Source organism: Novosphingobium sp. CECT 9465 (genome assembly GCF_920987055.1).
GTDB lineage: Bacteria > Pseudomonadota > Alphaproteobacteria > Sphingomonadales > Sphingomonadaceae > Novosphingobium.
The window spans coordinates 2,071,162-2,087,056 of the sequence record NZ_CAKLBX010000001.1; the positions used below are offsets into that span (position 1 = coordinate 2,071,162).

The following is a 15,895-nucleotide window of genomic DNA, read 5'->3' on the forward strand; positions in this document are numbered from 1 at the left end:
TGGGGCATTCCATTGCCACCCTTATGGAATCTGGAGATCCCCCGATGCAGTTCCTCCCCAAGATGCCGCGCGCCCTGAAGGTTGCGCTTCCCCTCGCCCTCGCCGCTGCCGCGGCGCCCATGGTTGCCCAGATGCCGGAAGTTCCGGGCAAGGCTGACAAGACGCGCGTCGTTGCCGGTACTTATACCGCAGACGCCAGCCACTCGCTGGTAGCGTGGACGGTCAACCACTTCGGGTTCAACGATTATTTCGGCTTGTTCGGCGACGTGACCGGCACACTTTCGATCGATCCTGCCAATCCCGCCGCGTCGAAGGTCTCGGTCAAGATTCCGGTTTCGAAGGTAATTACCGCCAGCCCCGGCCTTACCGCCCATCTGCTGAAACCCGGCGCTGAGGGCAAGCCTGCCGACTTCTTCGGGGCCACCCCGGCCGATGCGACGTTCGTTTCGACCAGCGTCGTGCCCGGTGCGGATGGCACGTCCGCCACGATCAACGGCGATCTGACGCTTAACGGCGTAACCAAGCCCGTTGCCGTTGCAGCCACCTTTGCCGGTGCCGGAACCAATCCTTTCAGCAAGGCCGCAACGCTTGGTTTCCACGGCACGGCCATGATCAAGCGTTCGGATTTCAATGTGAAGATGGGCCTTCCCTTCGTTGCAGACGAAGTGAAGCTGAACATCACGGTGGCGTTCGAAAAGAAGTAACACCCTCCACGGCTGAGGATAGCGCCCGGAGCCACCAGTGGCTTCGGGCTTTCCTTTGCCCGGAAATGTGCATTCAATCTGGACAATCGCGCAACGATTCACCATAGGCATGTGCCATGACCGCTCGACTGGACCTTACCCTGCGACTTATCCGCCCTTGGGCGTGAGCTGACGTGTCGCCTTGCGGCGCGCGGCGGCGCCCAGGGGAAGCGAGAACCAGTTCCAGTCAATTTTCCAGTCGAGTAGAATTACCATGACCATGCTGAAAAACCCTTCGGTCAAGTATCGCGCGTTTCCGCAGATAAACCTGCCCGACCGTCAGTGGCCTTCACGCGTGATCGAAAAGGCCCCACGCTGGCTGTCGACGGACATGCGCGATGGCAACCAGTCGCTGATCGATCCGATGGATGCCGAAAAGAAGGCCCGCTTCTTCGATCTTCTGGTGAAAATCGGCCTCAAGGAAATCGAGGTTGGTTTCCCCAGCGCTGGCGCCACGGAATATGACTTTATCCGCAGCCTGGTCGATGAAGGCCGCATCCCTGACGACGTATTCGTTCAGGTGCTGACGCAATCGCGCGAAGACCTGATCCGCACCAGCTTCGAAAGCCTGGCAGGCGCAAAACAGGCCATCGTCCACGTCTACAATGCGGTATCCCCGCTGTGGCGACAGGTCGTGTTCGGCATGGACAAGGCAGACGTTAAAAAGATCGCCAGCGATGGCGCCAAGGTCCTGCGCGATCAGGCCGCCCGCTTCCCGCAGACCGACTGGCATTTCGAATATAGCCCGGAAACCTTTTCCACCGCGGAAGTCGATTTCAGCATCGAATGCTGCGAAGCGGTGATGGACGTGCTGCAACCCACGGTCGATCATCCGATCATCCTCAACCTGCCCGCCACGGTCGAGGCATCGACGCCGAACATCTATGCAGATCAGATCGAATACTTCTGCCGCAACCTGCCGAATCGCGACCGCGCAATCATTTCGCTGCACACGCACAACGACCGGGGCACTGGCGTTGCAGCGGCGGAACTGGGCCTGATGGCTGGCGCGGATCGCGTGGAAGGCTGCCTGTTCGGCAATGGTGAGCGTACCGGGAACTGCTGCCTCGTCACGGTCGGGCTGAACCTCTACACGCAGGGGATCGACCCGGAGCTGGACTTCTCGAACATCGACGAAGTGATCCAGACGGTTGAATACTGCAACCAGTTGCCTGTCCATCCGCGCCACCCCTATGGCGGCGAGCTGGTGTTTACCGCCTTTTCCGGCAGCCATCAGGACGCGATCAAGAAGGGCTTTGCTGCGCAGGAACAGCGCAACGACGATCTGTGGTCGGTGCCCTATCTGCCGATCGACCCCGCCGATCTTGGCCGCAGCTACGAAGCGGTGATCCGCGTCAATTCGCAGTCCGGCAAAGGCGGCTTTGCCTGGGTGCTGGAGCAGGACCAGGGCCTCAAGCTGCCAAAGAAGATGCAGGCCCACTTCTCACGCCATGTCCAGGCACTGGCCGACGAACTGGGCCGCGAACTGCACGCGGCTGACATCTGGGGCGTGTTCCGCAAGGCCTACCGGCTCGACGCGCCGCAGCATTTCCAACTGGTCGACTACGAAGAAGGACGCGGTTCCGATGGCACCCGCATCTTTGCCGGCAAGATCGAGGTCGATGGCAAGGTCCAGTCCGTTTCCGGTCGTGGTAACGGCCTGATCTCGTCAGTCGTCGCCACCGTTCGCGATGGCTTTGGCGTGAACATCGATATCACCGACTACTCGGAACACGCCATGGGATCGGGCAGCAACGCCCGCGCCGCGGCCTATGTCGAATGCGTTCTTCCCGATGGCCGCACGATCTGGGGTGTCGGCATTGACGAGGACGTGGCCACCGCCAGCGTCCGCGCGGTGCTGAGTGCAGCAAACGCAGCATTGTAATCAGTGGCGACGGGCGGCAGGTGCTGCCCGTCTCCGCCCAAATGGCAGGTGTCCCTTGCCTTTGACATGCGCGTAGCCGAGGCTTACACCTTAACCGTACAATTAATAAACTGTGCGAGGATCAAGCCGCATGCCGTTGCCCCCGCTTTTCGCGAACTTGCGACTGCCTGTGATTGCATCGCCGATGTTCATCATATCGTGCCCGGAACTGGTCATCGCCCAATGCAAAGCGGGGATCGTCGGCAGCTTTCCAGCGCTCAATGCCCGCCCCGCCAGCCAGCTCGACGAATGGCTTCATCAGATAACCGAAGAGCTGGCCGCGTACACCCGCAGCAACCCGGCTCGCCCCGCCGCGCCCTTCGCGGTCAACCAGATCGTCCACAAGACCAACAATCGTCTCGATGAAGACATGGCGATGTGCGAAAAGTGGCGAGTGCCGTTGCTCATCACATCGCTTGGCGCACGTGAAGACGTTTACCAGGCGGCTCATGGCTGGAACGGCATCGTCCTGCATGATGTGACCAATGATCGTTTTGCCCGCAAGGCGATCGAGAAAGGCGCTGACGGCCTTGTTCCCGTTGCGGCGGGTGCTGGCGGCCACGCCGGCGCGCAATCACCATTCGCGCTGATGCAGGAAATCCGGCAGTGGTTTGGTGGCCTTGTCGCACTTTCAGGGGCGATCGCCCATGGTCGTTCGATCCTGGCTGCACAGGCGCTGGGGGCTGATTTCGCCTATATCGGGTCGGCATGGATTGCGACGGACGAAGCGCGGGCCGAACAGGCCTACAAGCAGGCCATTGTCGATTCCCGCGCGGACGACATCATTTATTCCAACCTGTTTACCGGCATCCACGGCAACTATCTGCGCGCCTCGATCCTCAGGGCAGGTCTCGACCCCGACAATCTACCGGTCAGCGATCCTGCCAAGATGAATTTCGGGTCTGGTGGCAATAGCGCGGTCAAGGCATGGAAGGATATCTGGGGGTCGGGACAGGGCATCGGCACCATCACTGCGGTGGAGTCCGTAGCCGATCGCGTTTCGCGCTTTGAGCGGGAATATCGCGATGCCGCTGCGGAATTGTGCGCCAATACCGCGGCTTTCCTGCGTTAGGCCGCTTTGGGCGTCCAACTGGTCGCTGACCACAAAAGGTCCGCCATTTCATCAAGGTGGCCGAAGTCCAGCGCCGGATCGTGCGCGTTGAGCGGCTTGCGTGACCAGGAACGCGGATCGAGCAGTTTCCGCCGCAAGGCGCGCTGCAAAAGATCGAAGCGCATCAAGGCCTCGAAATCGGCTTGCGGCGAACCTGCGGACCGCTCGCTTGTCCAACGGGCCTCGATCTGGCCTGCTCGTTCCATGACCAGCTCGTTATAGCTGCGATGTGGACCGCGATGCAGCGGCAGGCCGATCCGCAATGCTGTCACTTCAGATGCCGGCAACAGCAATCCATTCCTGCGAAAATCGTGAAATCCAAGACGGTCGAGTCCGAGGCGGGCAATCATTCGCCCAAGTGCTTGCGATCCCAGCACTTGCCGAGGGATCAGGTGATGCCGCTGCAAACCCGGCGCGTAGCCCGGTTGGCCCGCCACATTGACGCTGCCAAACGGCAACGCCCTTCTTCCTTCACAAGTCGGTTTGCGATTCAGGCACACCTTGCAACGATACTTGTGTTGGTCTGCGCCTCAAGAAAGACTGCTCCCGTTCCGGCAAGAACTACCTCTGTGTCTTCCACCACCGGCCCATGTGCGACCAGCCAGTCGACGAGCCGGACCGCCACACGCGCAAGGTGATCCGGGCCTTTCAGGGTATCGCCAACCAGCGAAAACTCCTGCCCGATCAAAAACTTGAGACCTTCGGAGCCGATTCCCCCGCGGGGCATTCGGTGCAGCGATGCCAAAGCCATGGCGGGAAATGGCCCACCTTCCAGCCAGGGTTTCACCGCCCGATTAAATAGTTCCGGTGCGACGGCATTTCGTGCAGGAATCCAGCAAATGGCGCGGGGCCGTCCGATTTTCGACAGCGACATGGCAAGTGCGGCGCCCACGCGAATCACCGGAAGCAACCGCTGCGCACCGGCAAGATGGGGTCCAGGGCAAATCCGCAGCGATGCCAGATCGTCACCCGGCTGCATGCCCACAGCATGCGCGATCGCTGGCGGGTCAAGCGCGGCGCCACCGGAAAGGCCGCGCAGATCGAACGTCAGGCCATCACGCACGACTTCGGCCCAGCCTTCGCCTGCTGCCGGGACGTGACTCACCGTAAATTCACCGTAGCCCTCTGCCGCACCCATCAACTCGTCGATACCGGGGACCGATCCAGTATCGTAGAGCAGAGCGGCGAGTGGCGCGCAGTCAGGAGACTGATCACTTGCTTCCACGTAAACCCCGCTTCAATTTTGTCCGAATTGGCACAATCGCCCCCTTGCCGTCGAGTCCGCCAGACACACGGGGAAGCTCAAACCGTTCTATAGAGCGAGAAGCCTAGAAAACTCCTAGGCCAATACCTCCAGAAAGGGCCTGTCCCATATCGCAACAGGATTGCAACGTTTCAGCAGGGACGCATTTGGGAGACAGGATTGCGTCGGGCGTTTGTGCGCCATTGCGCACGATCAGTGGCTCGGCCACGCGGCGAAGGCGCCAGCCGGTGGCGATCCGATCGATTTGGCTCTGCGCGCCCGTTCCATCCGTTCCGGCTGCGATGATCGTGGCATAGGGGCGACCTTCGATCCGACCCAGCACCGGATAATAGGTTCGGTCGAAAAATTCCTTCATGGCACCGGTCATCGTGCCCAGGTTTTCCGGGCAGCAGAACAGATAGCCACGCGCATCCAGCAGGTCTGCCACCGCAGCCTCCCCGGCACCCAGCAGACGGCATGGCCCTTCAGCCAGTCCGCCCTTGAAGGCAGCCTGTGCCATGGCCTGTGCCGTCCCTGTGCGACTGTGCCAGACGATCAACAGCATCGCATCAGCAACCGTCTCCTGCACCCGGAACGCCCAAGGCACCGCCGATGGCGCCGCCAAGCAACCCGCCGAAACCCTTCTTCTTTGGCTTGCACTGTGGCGTCTGTGCGGCTTCCGGCTGCGCTGCGCCAAATCCTTCAACCCCCACAAGGAAGCCGGTCGTGGACCGATGCCGGATCCGCGCCGTCCATTCCAGCGCCCACTTCGCCTTGGGATCAGCAGGTTTGGGCGGATAAGCGAACGATTCCTCAGGGCCATAGGCGTGCAACGTGCCGAACATGAAATCGGGCGCGGCCGCCTTCACTTCTGCCGGGACGGTGCATGTGGTGGTTTGCGGTGCCATGACTGTCTTCGCGGCAACCAGGCGAGCCACCGTGGCGGGAGCAAGCCAGTCCGAAAGGCCGCCGCCGAACTCACGCGTTGCGCTGGATGACCACCACACGATGTCTGTCATCTCCTGCCCCTTGGGTGCCTGCTTGCCCCCGATCACCATGGCATAATAGCCGGTGGCATCGGGCACGGCATTCCACCGCACAAGCGTTGCCCCATTCTGCTGCACGGCGTTGGTAGCATTGAGCGGTGCCATGAAATCCTTTGACAATGTGAATGCCATGTCCGGCGAATAATTGCCCGCAACCCGGTGCGCCCCGATCAACGAGGTGTCAGGCCGCGCAGACTTGCCGTCGTCCGAAGGCCAGTGGCCATAGGTCTTGCTTGACGAAGGCGAGACCCAGCGATCCATCGGAACCGCGCTGCTGAACAATCCCGGAGGCACCTGACCTGCCGCCAGCTTGCTGAAGTCAATCACGACGGGCTGGCCCTTGGGCGCGTGTTCGCCGCACCCCCAGAAGATCAGCATGCGACCTTTGGGACGTTGAAAATCCGTTGTGCCCGGCTCTGAGGCAGGCTTGCCCGGTGTATTGACCGGAGTCTTCAAGGCGACCGATTTGCCCAGTTTGGCCCCCGTCGGCATGAAGTGATCGGCCTTAGGGCTGGCGCCGACTGCGCGCGGGTCGATCCCAGATCCAGCCACAGCGCGTGCTGCGCCTTGGGCGCGCCGCCGAACGCCATCGACATCGCCGCCGCCATACCGCCCTGGCCTCCGCCAGCCCCCTGTCCGCCAGTCATGCCGCCGCCGAAACCCGACATCGTCTCGGCCCGCATTTCATAGCGGGCGACCGGCCCCGTGGTCTGCTGGGCCAGGATGCCTGCCGCCCCTGCCCCTGCCAGCACCACGCCGAACGCCGCCCATTTTCCCTTGCTGATACGCATTGCTCCATCCTCCTTGCGAAGTTCGGTCACGACTGACCGCTGGCAAATTCGATGCGACCATATGCCGGGATGACAAGTCATTGATCGTGCGCAACCGCACTCCTGCTTGCTCTTTCCGGCGTTCGCCACATGGTATAGCGCAAGCAGATGATTCCAGTCACTTCCATAACACGATCTCTTTCCGGCCAGGCCTGGCGCTGGCGCGGCGGAAACATGGACATGGGCGGCGCGCACAGTGCGCCCGGCGACGATCTTGTCACGCAATTGCTCCTCTCACGTGGTGTGGCGCGCGATGATCTGGAGCGTCACCGTCGCCCCACCCTGCGCGATTTCCTGCCTGATCCCTCGATTTTCCGCGATATGGACAGCGCCGCGCGTCGTTTGTCCGACGCGATCCTGGCGAACGAACAGATCACCATTTACGGTGATTATGACGTGGATGGAGCGACCAGTGCTGCCTTGCTGATCCTGCTCCTGCGCGATCTTGGCGTTGCCGCCCGCCCCTATATTCCCGACCGCCTGCTGGAAGGCTACGGCCCATCGGGCGAAGCGCTGGTCCGTCTGGCGCGCGAAGGGTCGAGCCTGATCGTGACGGTCGATTGTGGGGCAATGGCGCACGAGGCTTTGGCCGCCGCCCATGCGGTCGGCGTAGACGTTATCGTCGTAGATCACCACAAGTGCTCGTCAGAGCTTCCGGTTACTGCCGCGCTGGTCAACCCCAACCGACTGGACGAATGCGACGAGGCGGCATCGCACGGCCATCTGGCCGCAGTTGGCGTGGCGTTCCTGCTCGCCATCGCCACGGTGCGCGAATTGCGCACCCGTGGCCATTTTGAAAAGCGCAAGGCCCCCGATCTGATGCGCCTGCTCGATCTGGTCGCACTCGGCACCGTTGCCGATGTGGCGCAGCTCAAGGGCCTCAATCGCGCGCTGGTCAGCCAAGGTCTCAAGATCATGGCGCGGCGCGAGAATGTCGGCCTTGCCGCGCTGATCGACGCCAGCCGTCTCAATCGCGCGCCCACCTGCAGCGATCTCGGCTTCGCGCTCGGCCCGCGTATCAATGCAGGCGGACGTGTGGGCGAGGCGACGCTCGGCGTGCGCCTGCTGACCACGCAGGACCCCGACGAGGCGCGCTCCATCGCTGCGCAGCTTTCCCTGCTGAACGAGGAACGGCGCGGGATCGAGCAGGAAGTGCAGGAAGCCGCAGAGGCGCAAGTTGCCGCACAGCACAACCGCGCAGTGCTTGTACTGGCCGGACACGGGTGGCACCCCGGCGTGATCGGCATCGTCGCCGGACGGATCAAGGAAAAGACCGGCAAGCCTGCCCTGGTGATCGCGCTCGATGCTGACGAGGCGGGCAATGGCAAGGGATCGGGCCGTTCCATCGCCGGTGTCGATCTTGGATCGGCGATCATGGCAGCTCGCTCAGCCGGATTGCTGATCGCCGGCGGCGGCCATGCCATGGCCTGCGGCCTCACCATGGATCCGGCGCGGCTGTCCGAACTGGGCGACTGGCTGGATGACAGGCTGGCTCGTGACATATCCGGCGCGCGCGCATCGCAGTCGCTCCTGCTCGATCTTTCCCTCAGCCCCGGCGGACTGACGCCGGACCTGGTCGAGACACTGGAAACAGCAGGTCCCTTTGGCGTGGGCTGGCCCGGTCCTCGCGTGGCAGTGGGTCCGGTCAGACTGGTCAAATCCGATCTTGTCGGCACCGATCATGTCCGCATGGTGGCAAGCGGCGCCGACGGACGTTCGTTCAAGGCAATCGCCTTTCGGGCCGCACAGACCGAACTGGGGCAGGCCCTTCTGCACGGTTCGCGCGGGCGCCACTTCTGGCTGGCGGGCCGCGCGAAGATCGACGATTGGGCAAGCAGGCCTGCCGCAGAACTGCATGTCGAGGACGCTGCCTTTGCGGACTGAACTTTTTCGTAACATGCTGCTTGACGCCCCGCCATCCTCCCCTTAGAGGCGCGGACCTGCCCAGCGGCGCAAGCCCACTGGCCCCTTCGTCTAGCGGTTAGGACGCGGCCCTTTCACGGCTGAAACACGGGTTCGATTCCCGTAGGGGTCACCATCTTCTTCCGGGCAATCCCGGACGGAAATGCCCGGATGGTGACAGCACGCATAGCAAGGCCTGTACAGTCGGCCCCTTCGTCTAGCGGTTAGGACGCGGCCCTCTCACGGCTGAAGCACGGGTTCGATTCCCGTAGGGGTCACCAGCCAGCCATCTGATTTTGCAGGGCCTGTGCTGAACGATAAGCAAAAGCGTCCCGCGAAGGTCCAACAGGCCGCATTTCTTCACACATTATACTGGCAACCAATGCTGCAAAATTTGACGGCGATGCACTGCGCTTGCGCAGGGTTGGCGTGGTCGACTATCCGGGCGTTCCAAAGCTGGCCGAACCGGTTGGCGATTCGCAGATTGCGGGCAGACCAAACGGCGTGATTCGATGACTGGCTTGTCGTTGCCCCTCCCCAGCATATTCGTGGCCCTGTGCACCGCTATCGTGATGTACCTTGGCGGCGCAGGGTTCTGGATGTCCGTTTCGGTCCTGGTGGTTTGGCTTGCCACGCTGTGGCTGGCACGGCCGGAACCGACGGTCGACACGATAACCCGCGACGATGGCAGTGTATCGCGCCAGACCATGATCGAACTGGTCGAACCTTTCGGATTGCCGGTACTGATGCTTGACGGCCAGCGCATTGCTGCCGCCAATGCCGCAGCGCGCGAAGAGCTGGGCACGCATCTGGTCGGTCAGGACGCGCGCGTCGCGCTGCGCCATCCCGAAGCGATCCGCCTGCTCGAAAAGCCCGCAGGCCGTGCGCTTGTGCGCGGTTTGACCGGCGCGCGCAGCATCTGGCAGGTCAGCCGCGTACCGATCGACGAACGCTTTTCTCTGATCGAAATGGTCAACCGCACGGCCGAGGCCGACATCAGCCGCGCGCACACCGATTTCGTGGCCAATGCCAGCCACGAACTGCGTACGCCGCTGGCGTCGATCATCGGCTATATCGAGACGCTCGCCGATCCCGATGCCAAGGTTGACGAAGTGACCGCTGCCAAGTTTCACGCCACGGTCCTGCGCGAAAGTCGTCGGCTGCAAAGCCTGGTCGAAGACCTGATGTCGCTCTCGCGCATTGAGGCCGAAAAACACGAACTTCCGCGCGACCGCATCGATCTTGGCCAGCTGGTCGGCAGCATCGGCAGCGAAGTGGCCATGACAGCAGGCGAAGGGCGGCTGGAGATCGACACGACCGAAGCCATCGTCGGCGGGGATCGTCAGCAGCTTGACCAACTTGTGCGGAACCTGATCGACAATGCCTTCAAGTACGGCGATCCGGTTGCCCCGGTAAAAGTCCGCATCACCGTCGGCGCCGGCGAAGCCCAGCTCACGGTTACGGATCAGGGCGAGGGTATCCACCCCGATCACCTGCCTTATCTGACACGTCGCTTCTATCGCACCGATCCCGGCCGCAGCCGCACGGCAGGGGGCACGGGACTGGGCCTCGCCATCGTCAAGCACATCGTCGAACGGCACCGCGGCAAGCTGGATATCTCCAGCACCATGGGCGTTGGCACGACGGTTTCGGTCCGTATCCCGCTGGCCGCGCCGATTGCGGCTACTCCCGCTTTTCCTGCCGCCTGATCGCTGTCATAAAGCTGTCATGCAACCGTCGCATTGGCCGCCATGCCAATAGGGATAGGGTCCATACCATGTCGATGATTCGTACAATTGCGCTTTCCGCCGCCGCGCTTGGCGCACTTTCGCTCGCAGGCTGCGGTTCGCAGGATGGCGGTACGCGCGATCAGGTTCGCGCGGTTGGCTCATCAACGGTCTATCCTTTTGCCAAGGCTGTGGCTGAATCGCTCGCCAAGTCCGACCCGTCGCTCAAGTCGCCGATCATCGAATCGACCGGCACCGGCGCTGGCATGAAACTGTTCTGCGCCGGTGTCGGCGCGCAGACACCAGACATTGCCAACGCATCGCGCCGCATGAAGATGTCCGAATTTGAAGATTGCCAGAAGAACGGCGTCAAGGACATCGTCGAAATCCAGGTAGGCCTTGATGGCGTCGCCTTTGCCGAAGCCCAGGGCGGCCCCGGTATCGCACTGACCCCGGAAGACGTTTACAAGGCGCTGGCCCGCAATCCTTATGGCAAGCCGCAGACCGCCAAGACCTGGAAGGACGTAAATCCGGCGCTCCCCGCCCTGCCGATCCTCGTCTATGGCCCCCCTTCGACTTCGGGCACCCGCGATGCGCTCAAGGAACTGATCCTCGTCAAGGGTTGTGACGAGAACGCGGAAATGAAGGCGCTGAAAGACAGCGACAAGGATGCCCACGAAAAGACCTGCGGCGAAGTTCGCGATGACGGCGCCTATGTCGATGCGGGCGAGAACGACAACCTGATCGTCCAGAAGATCGAAGCCAATCCCAAGGCCATCGGCATCTTCGGCTTTTCGTACCTTGAAGAAAATGCAGGCCGAATCAAGGGCCTGACGATGAAGGGGATTACGCCGACTTACGCCACCATATCCGACTTCAGCTATCCCGGCGCCCGCCCGCTCTATATCTACGTCAAGAAAGCCCATTTGAAGGCAATTCCCGGACTTCAGGGATTTGTCACGGAATGGTCAAAGCTTTGGGGCAAGGATGGCGCGCTTGCGAAGCTCGGCATGGTCGTCGCACCCGACGATGTGCTTGCCGCCAGCGCCAAGACTGTTAACGACCTTCCGGTTCTTGACGGTTCGCAGTTGAAATAAGGGAATACCGGGGGTCATGTCGTCAGCCATTCTGTTATTGCTAGCCTTCGGGCTGGGCCTGCTCGGCTGGCTGGCGGCACGGTCGCGGGCATGGGCTTTCCGGCGTGCCGCGCCGGAGGTCCGCCTCCACTCCCTGCCCGGTTTCCATGGCTGGTACGTTGCCCTGTGGATTGCGGTGCCCACCCTGCTGTTCGCCGGGCTGTGGAATGTGATCGGCCCGATGCTGATCACGTCGCACGTTCTGGCAGATCCCGCAGCCTCGACGCTGCCTGCCTTCGGGTTTGAGCGCGAAACGCTGCTCGCTGAAGCCCGCGCCGTTGCCGAAGGGCGCGCGTTCGGCGTGTTCAACCAGGAAGCGGAGGCGCTGATCGCCCCCTACCGGACCGCGATCTCGCTCTATGGCTCGATCGGCCTGGCGGTCAGCATTCTGATCGCCTTTGCCGGCGGTGCATTTGCCTTCATGCGCCTGAAGCCCGATTTTACGGCGCGCACCCGCGTCGAACGCTCGGTCATGTCGCTGTTGCTGATTGCGTCGCTGGTTGCGGTACTGACCACCATCGGCATCATCGCCAGCCTCGTGTTCGAAACCGTGCGCTTCTTTGGCATGGTCTCTCCCCTCGATTTCCTGTTCGGCACCCATTGGTCGCCCGATCCGATGAGCAGCGGCGCGCCGGACGGTGGCGATTACGGCGCGATCCCGCTGTTCTGGGGTACGATTTATATTGGCGCGATCATCGCGATGCTGGTAGCCATTCCGCTTGGCCTGATGAGCGCGATCTTCCTGACGCAGTATGCCAGCGGCGGTGTGCGCAAGGTTATCAAGCCGCTTCTCGAAATTCTCGCGGGCGTCCCCACCGTGGTCTACGGCTACTTTGCGGCGCTGACCGTGGCTCCGATGGTACGCGATGCGGCACAGGCCATCGGCATATCCAGCGCGTCGACCGAAAGCGCGGTTGCCGCAGGGCTGGTCATGGGCGTGATGATCATCCCGTTCGTGTCATCCATGGCAGACGACAGCATAGCCGCGGTTCCGCAGGCCATGCGCGACGGCAGCCTTGCCATGGGCGCAACCACTGCCGAAACGATCACCAAGGTCCTCGTTCCCGCCGCTTTGCCGGGCATCGTCGCGGGTGTGATGCTGGCGATCAGCCGCGCCATTGGCGAAACCATGATCGTTGTCATGGCCGCTGGCGCATCGGCCAATCTTACCGCCAACCCGTTCGAAAGCATGACCACGGTCACCTTCCAGATCGTCGCCATGCTTACCGGCGAAGGCAGCTTCGATCACCCCGCCACGCTGTCGGCGTTCGCGCTGGGGATGGTGCTGTTCCTTGTCACGCTGGCCCTTAACTTCATCGCGCTGCGCGTGGTGAAACGCTACCGCGAAGCATATGACTGAGGCCCCCGCGATGAGCACCACTCCCGCAGCCGATGCATCGACCGTGCAGGCGCGTCGCCACGCCATGATGGAGCGCGGCCTGGCGCGCCGCCGCGCCGCAGACAGGCGCTTCCGCTGGATCGGCTTTTCTGCCGTCGCATTTTCCGCGCTGATGCTGCTGTTCCTGCTGGTGAACATGAGTTCAGCAGGCTTCGCCGGTTTCCAGCGCAGCGAATTGCGGATCGAGATCCCGATGGCGGGCGCGATGCAGATCGATGCCGAACGCCTGACCCAGCCCGATCCGCTTGGCGGACTTGAACTGGCGGGGCTGCCCAAGGTGGTCGAAGGCGCGGCCAAGGCTGCACTCGGTCCCGATGCCGACGATCTGCTCGCCCAGGGCGCCTGGCGTGAAGTTGCCGAACATCTGATCGAGGAACCCTCACGGCTGAGCGGCACGATCTCGGTATCGTTGCCCGCAAGCGATGATCTTGCCAAGGCTCAGCGCGGCGAAGGCGATCCGGCCTTGCAGGAGGTTGCCCGAAAACTGGTGAGCGAAGGAAAGCTCGTCCGCGCTTTCGACAAGGGCTTCCTCAGCCGTTCGGATGCAACCAGCCCGCAGTCGGTCGGCATCTGGGGGGCGCTCAAAGGCTCGATGCTGACGATGTTCGTCACGCTGATCCTGGCCTTTCCTGTCGGTGTGCTTTCGGCACTGTACCTCGAAGAATACGCGCCCAAGAACCGCTGGACCGAATGGATCGAAATTTCGATCAACAATCTGGCGGCTGTTCCTTCGATCATCTTCGGCCTGCTGGGACTGGCGGTTTTCCTTGCGATGTTCCCTAACCTGCGCTCGGCCCCGCTGATCGGAGGCATGACGCTGGCCTTGATGACAATGCCGGTCATCGTGATTTCGGGCCGCAACGCGATCAAGGCGGTGCCACCCTCGATCCGGGATGCTGCGCTCGCCATCGGTGCAAGCAAGGTTCAGGTCGTGTTCCATCATGTGCTGCCGCTGGCCCTGCCCGGCATCCTGACCGGCACGATCATCGGCATGGCCCGCGCGCTGGGCGAAACCGCGCCGCTGCTGATGATCGGCATGCGTGCGTTCGTGGCCACCGCCCCGTCCGACTTCACATCGCCGTCAAGCGTGTTGCCGGTCCAGATTTTCCTGTGGTCCGACGAGATCGACCGCGGCTTTGTCGAGCGCACCAGCGCAGCAATTGTCGTCCTTCTCGTCTTCCTGCTTCTTATGAACGGCCTTGCGATCTACTTGCGCAACCGCTTCGAAAAACGGTGGTAAAATGAACGCTGAACCGATCCAGACTGTGGTTCACACCGAAGTAAAGGCCGACACTGCGCCATACTTCGACGCGCCGCTCAAGATGAACGCAAAGAACGTCTCGGTGTTCTATGGCGACAAGCGCGCGATCGACGATGTCTCCATCGAGATTCCGCAGCGCTATGTCACCGCGTTCATCGGCCCGTCGGGCTGTGGCAAATCAACCTTCCTGCGCTCGCTCAACCGCATGAACGACACCATTGCCAATGCGCGTGTCGAAGGCGAAATCCTGCTTGATGGCGATGATATCTACCGTTCCGGCATGGACGTGGTGCAATTGCGCGCGCGGGTGGGCATGGTCTTCCAGAAGCCCAATCCGTTCCCCAAGTCGATCTACGAAAACATCGCCTATGGGCCGCGCATTCACGGCATCACCGGATCGAAGGCCGAGCTTGACGAGATCGTCGAGCAATCGCTGCGCCGCGCCGGATTGTGGGACGAAGTCAAGGATCGCCTGCATGACAGCGGTACCGCACTTTCGGGCGGACAGCAGCAGCGCCTGTGCATCGCGCGCGCCATTGCAGTCGATCCCGAAGTGATCCTGATGGACGAGCCGTGCTCGGCGCTCGACCCCATCGCCACCGCCCGTATCGAGGAACTGATCGACGAGTTGCGCGGACGCTACGCCATCGTCATCGTCACGCATTCGATGCAGCAGGCCGCCCGCGTATCGCAGCGCACGGCATTCTTCCATCTTGGCAAGGTCGTCGAATACGGCAAGACTTCCGATATCTTCACCAATCCGCGTGAAGAACGGACCAAGGATTACATCACCGGGCGCTACGGCTGAGCGGCAGGGGCAAGGATCGAAACGTGGCTGAACATACCGTCAAGGCATTCGACGACGACATCACCCGGCTGCGCGGCCTTGTTGCGGAAATGGGCGGCCTGGCCGAGCTTTCCGTGTCCGAGGCCATGGACGCGCTGATCCGGGCCGATCACGACATGGCCGCGGGCGTTATCGCCCGCGACAAGCGCATCGATCAGCTGGAAGCCGAAGTCGACAAGCTGGCCATCCGGGTGCTCGCCCTGCGCGCACCCATGGCCGACGATCTGCGCGAAGTCGTCGCGGCGCTCAAGATCGCCGGGGTGATCGAGCGGATCGGCGATTACGCCAAGAACATCGCCAAGCGCGTGGGTATCATCGAAGGCCGCCGCCGGTTCGAGCCGCTGACGCTCATCCCGGCGATGAACGATCTCGCCGCCGAAATGGTCCACGATGTGCTCACTGCCTTCGCGGCACGCGATCCCGTGGTCGCAACCGAGATCGTCCAGCGCGATTCCAAGGTCGATGCCTTCTACGATTCGATCTTCCGCAATCTGATATCGTTCATGGTCGAAGACCCCGCCACGATCAGCACAGCTGCCCAGCTCCTGTTCGTTGCGCGCAATATCGAACGCATCGGAGATCATGCCACCAACATCGCGGAAATGGTGTACTACGCAGCGACGGGCGAGAAATTGCCCGAACGCGAAGAGGTCATTCCCCCGGCCTGAGGCGCTTATTTGAACGCCGTCATATCGCGGTAACAATAGTCGTGCTTCAGCAAACTGA

Annotated in this window: 15 protein-coding genes and 2 tRNA genes; 12 read left to right on the top strand and 5 right to left on the bottom strand. The window is 62.1% G+C overall.

Annotated features, from left to right (window positions below; all coding sequences use genetic code 11):
* Window positions 1-44: 44 nt before the first annotated feature.
* The 3 genes from LUA85_RS10070 to LUA85_RS10080 all read left to right on the top strand — a co-directional run bounded on the left by LUA85_RS10070 (window position 45) and on the right by LUA85_RS10080 (window position 3,739).
* A complete protein-coding gene (locus LUA85_RS10070; protein ID WP_231469275.1) occupies window positions 45-704 on the top strand; it encodes a YceI family protein in 660 nt (219 codons plus the stop codon).
* A gap of 253 nt (window positions 705-957) precedes the next feature.
* Window positions 958-2,628 carry a 2-isopropylmalate synthase gene (gene leuA, locus LUA85_RS10075; RefSeq protein ID WP_231469278.1) on the top strand — a complete coding sequence of 557 codons (1,671 nt, stop codon included), beginning with the start codon at window positions 958-960 and terminating at the stop codon, window positions 2,626-2,628.
* Window positions 2,629-2,758: 130 nt separating this feature from the next.
* Window positions 2,759-3,739: a nitronate monooxygenase family protein gene (locus tag LUA85_RS10080; RefSeq protein ID WP_231469279.1), complete on the top strand. Its 981-nt coding sequence runs from the start codon at window positions 2,759-2,761 to the stop codon at window positions 3,737-3,739.
* On the opposite strand, the gene LUA85_RS10085 is transcribed toward LUA85_RS10080, so the two are convergent.
* The 5 genes from LUA85_RS10085 to LUA85_RS10105 form a co-directional block, all read right to left on the bottom strand.
* Window positions 3,736-4,278: an AHH domain-containing protein gene (locus tag LUA85_RS10085; RefSeq protein ID WP_371823670.1), complete on the bottom strand. Its 543-nt coding sequence runs from the start codon at window positions 4,276-4,278 to the stop codon at window positions 3,736-3,738. The genes LUA85_RS10080 and LUA85_RS10085 overlap by 4 nt on opposite strands.
* Entirely contained in the window at window positions 4,269-5,003 is a 735-nt protein-coding gene (locus LUA85_RS10090) for a hypothetical protein (RefSeq protein WP_231469281.1), read from the bottom strand. The genes LUA85_RS10085 and LUA85_RS10090 overlap by 10 nt, the downstream gene beginning before the upstream one ends.
* Window positions 5,004-5,106: 103 nt before the next feature.
* Complete coding sequence (locus LUA85_RS10095; RefSeq protein ID WP_231469283.1) at window positions 5,107-5,586, bottom strand: flavodoxin family protein; 480 nt, start codon at window positions 5,584-5,586, stop codon at window positions 5,107-5,109.
* A gap of 4 nt (window positions 5,587-5,590) precedes the next feature.
* The gene (locus LUA85_RS10100; RefSeq protein WP_231469285.1) at window positions 5,591-6,445 is read right to left on the bottom strand and encodes a hypothetical protein; all 855 of its coding nucleotides are present in this window, start codon (window positions 6,443-6,445) and stop codon (window positions 5,591-5,593) included.
* Window positions 6,446-6,519: 74 nt separating this feature from the next.
* A complete protein-coding gene (locus LUA85_RS10105; protein ID WP_231469286.1) occupies window positions 6,520-6,858 on the bottom strand; it encodes a hypothetical protein in 339 nt (112 codons plus the stop codon).
* Window positions 6,859-7,005: 147 nt separating this feature from the next.
* Here LUA85_RS10105 and recJ point away from each other — a divergent pair, with 147 nt between their 5' ends.
* From recJ to phoU, 9 genes are all read left to right on the top strand, one after another.
* On the top strand, window positions 7,006-8,781 hold the full coding sequence (recJ, locus tag LUA85_RS10110; protein WP_231469288.1) for a single-stranded-DNA-specific exonuclease RecJ: 1,776 nt from the start codon (window positions 7,006-7,008) through the stop codon (window positions 8,779-8,781).
* A 79-nt stretch (window positions 8,782-8,860) separates the two neighbouring features.
* Window positions 8,861-8,935 (top strand) — tRNA-Glu (locus LUA85_RS10115).
* A gap of 70 nt (window positions 8,936-9,005) precedes the next feature.
* Window positions 9,006-9,080: transfer RNA gene (locus LUA85_RS10120), tRNA-Glu, on the top strand.
* Between the two features lie 231 nt (window positions 9,081-9,311).
* Complete coding sequence (locus LUA85_RS10125) at window positions 9,312-10,508, top strand: cell wall metabolism sensor histidine kinase WalK (RefSeq protein ID WP_231469291.1); 1,197 nt, start codon at window positions 9,312-9,314, stop codon at window positions 10,506-10,508.
* 74 nt (window positions 10,509-10,582) lie between these two features.
* Entirely contained in the window at window positions 10,583-11,623 is a 1,041-nt protein-coding gene (locus tag LUA85_RS10130) for a substrate-binding domain-containing protein (RefSeq protein WP_231469293.1), read from the top strand.
* A gap of 16 nt (window positions 11,624-11,639) precedes the next feature.
* Window positions 11,640-13,022: a phosphate ABC transporter permease subunit PstC gene (pstC, locus tag LUA85_RS10135; protein ID WP_231469295.1), complete on the top strand. Its 1,383-nt coding sequence runs from the start codon at window positions 11,640-11,642 to the stop codon at window positions 13,020-13,022.
* Window positions 13,015-14,301, top strand: a complete 1,287-nt coding sequence (gene pstA, locus LUA85_RS10140; RefSeq protein ID WP_371823671.1) for a phosphate ABC transporter permease PstA — start codon at window positions 13,015-13,017, stop codon at window positions 14,299-14,301. The genes pstC and pstA overlap by 8 nt, the downstream gene beginning before the upstream one ends.
* Before the next feature lie 82 nt (window positions 14,302-14,383).
* On the top strand, window positions 14,384-15,130 hold the full coding sequence (gene pstB / locus LUA85_RS10145; protein ID WP_231471833.1) for a phosphate ABC transporter ATP-binding protein PstB: 747 nt from the start codon (window positions 14,384-14,386) through the stop codon (window positions 15,128-15,130).
* 23 nt (window positions 15,131-15,153) lie between these two features.
* On the top strand, window positions 15,154-15,837 hold the full coding sequence (gene phoU / locus LUA85_RS10150; RefSeq protein ID WP_231469297.1) for a phosphate signaling complex protein PhoU: 684 nt from the start codon (window positions 15,154-15,156) through the stop codon (window positions 15,835-15,837).
* Window positions 15,838-15,895 lie beyond the last annotated feature (58 nt).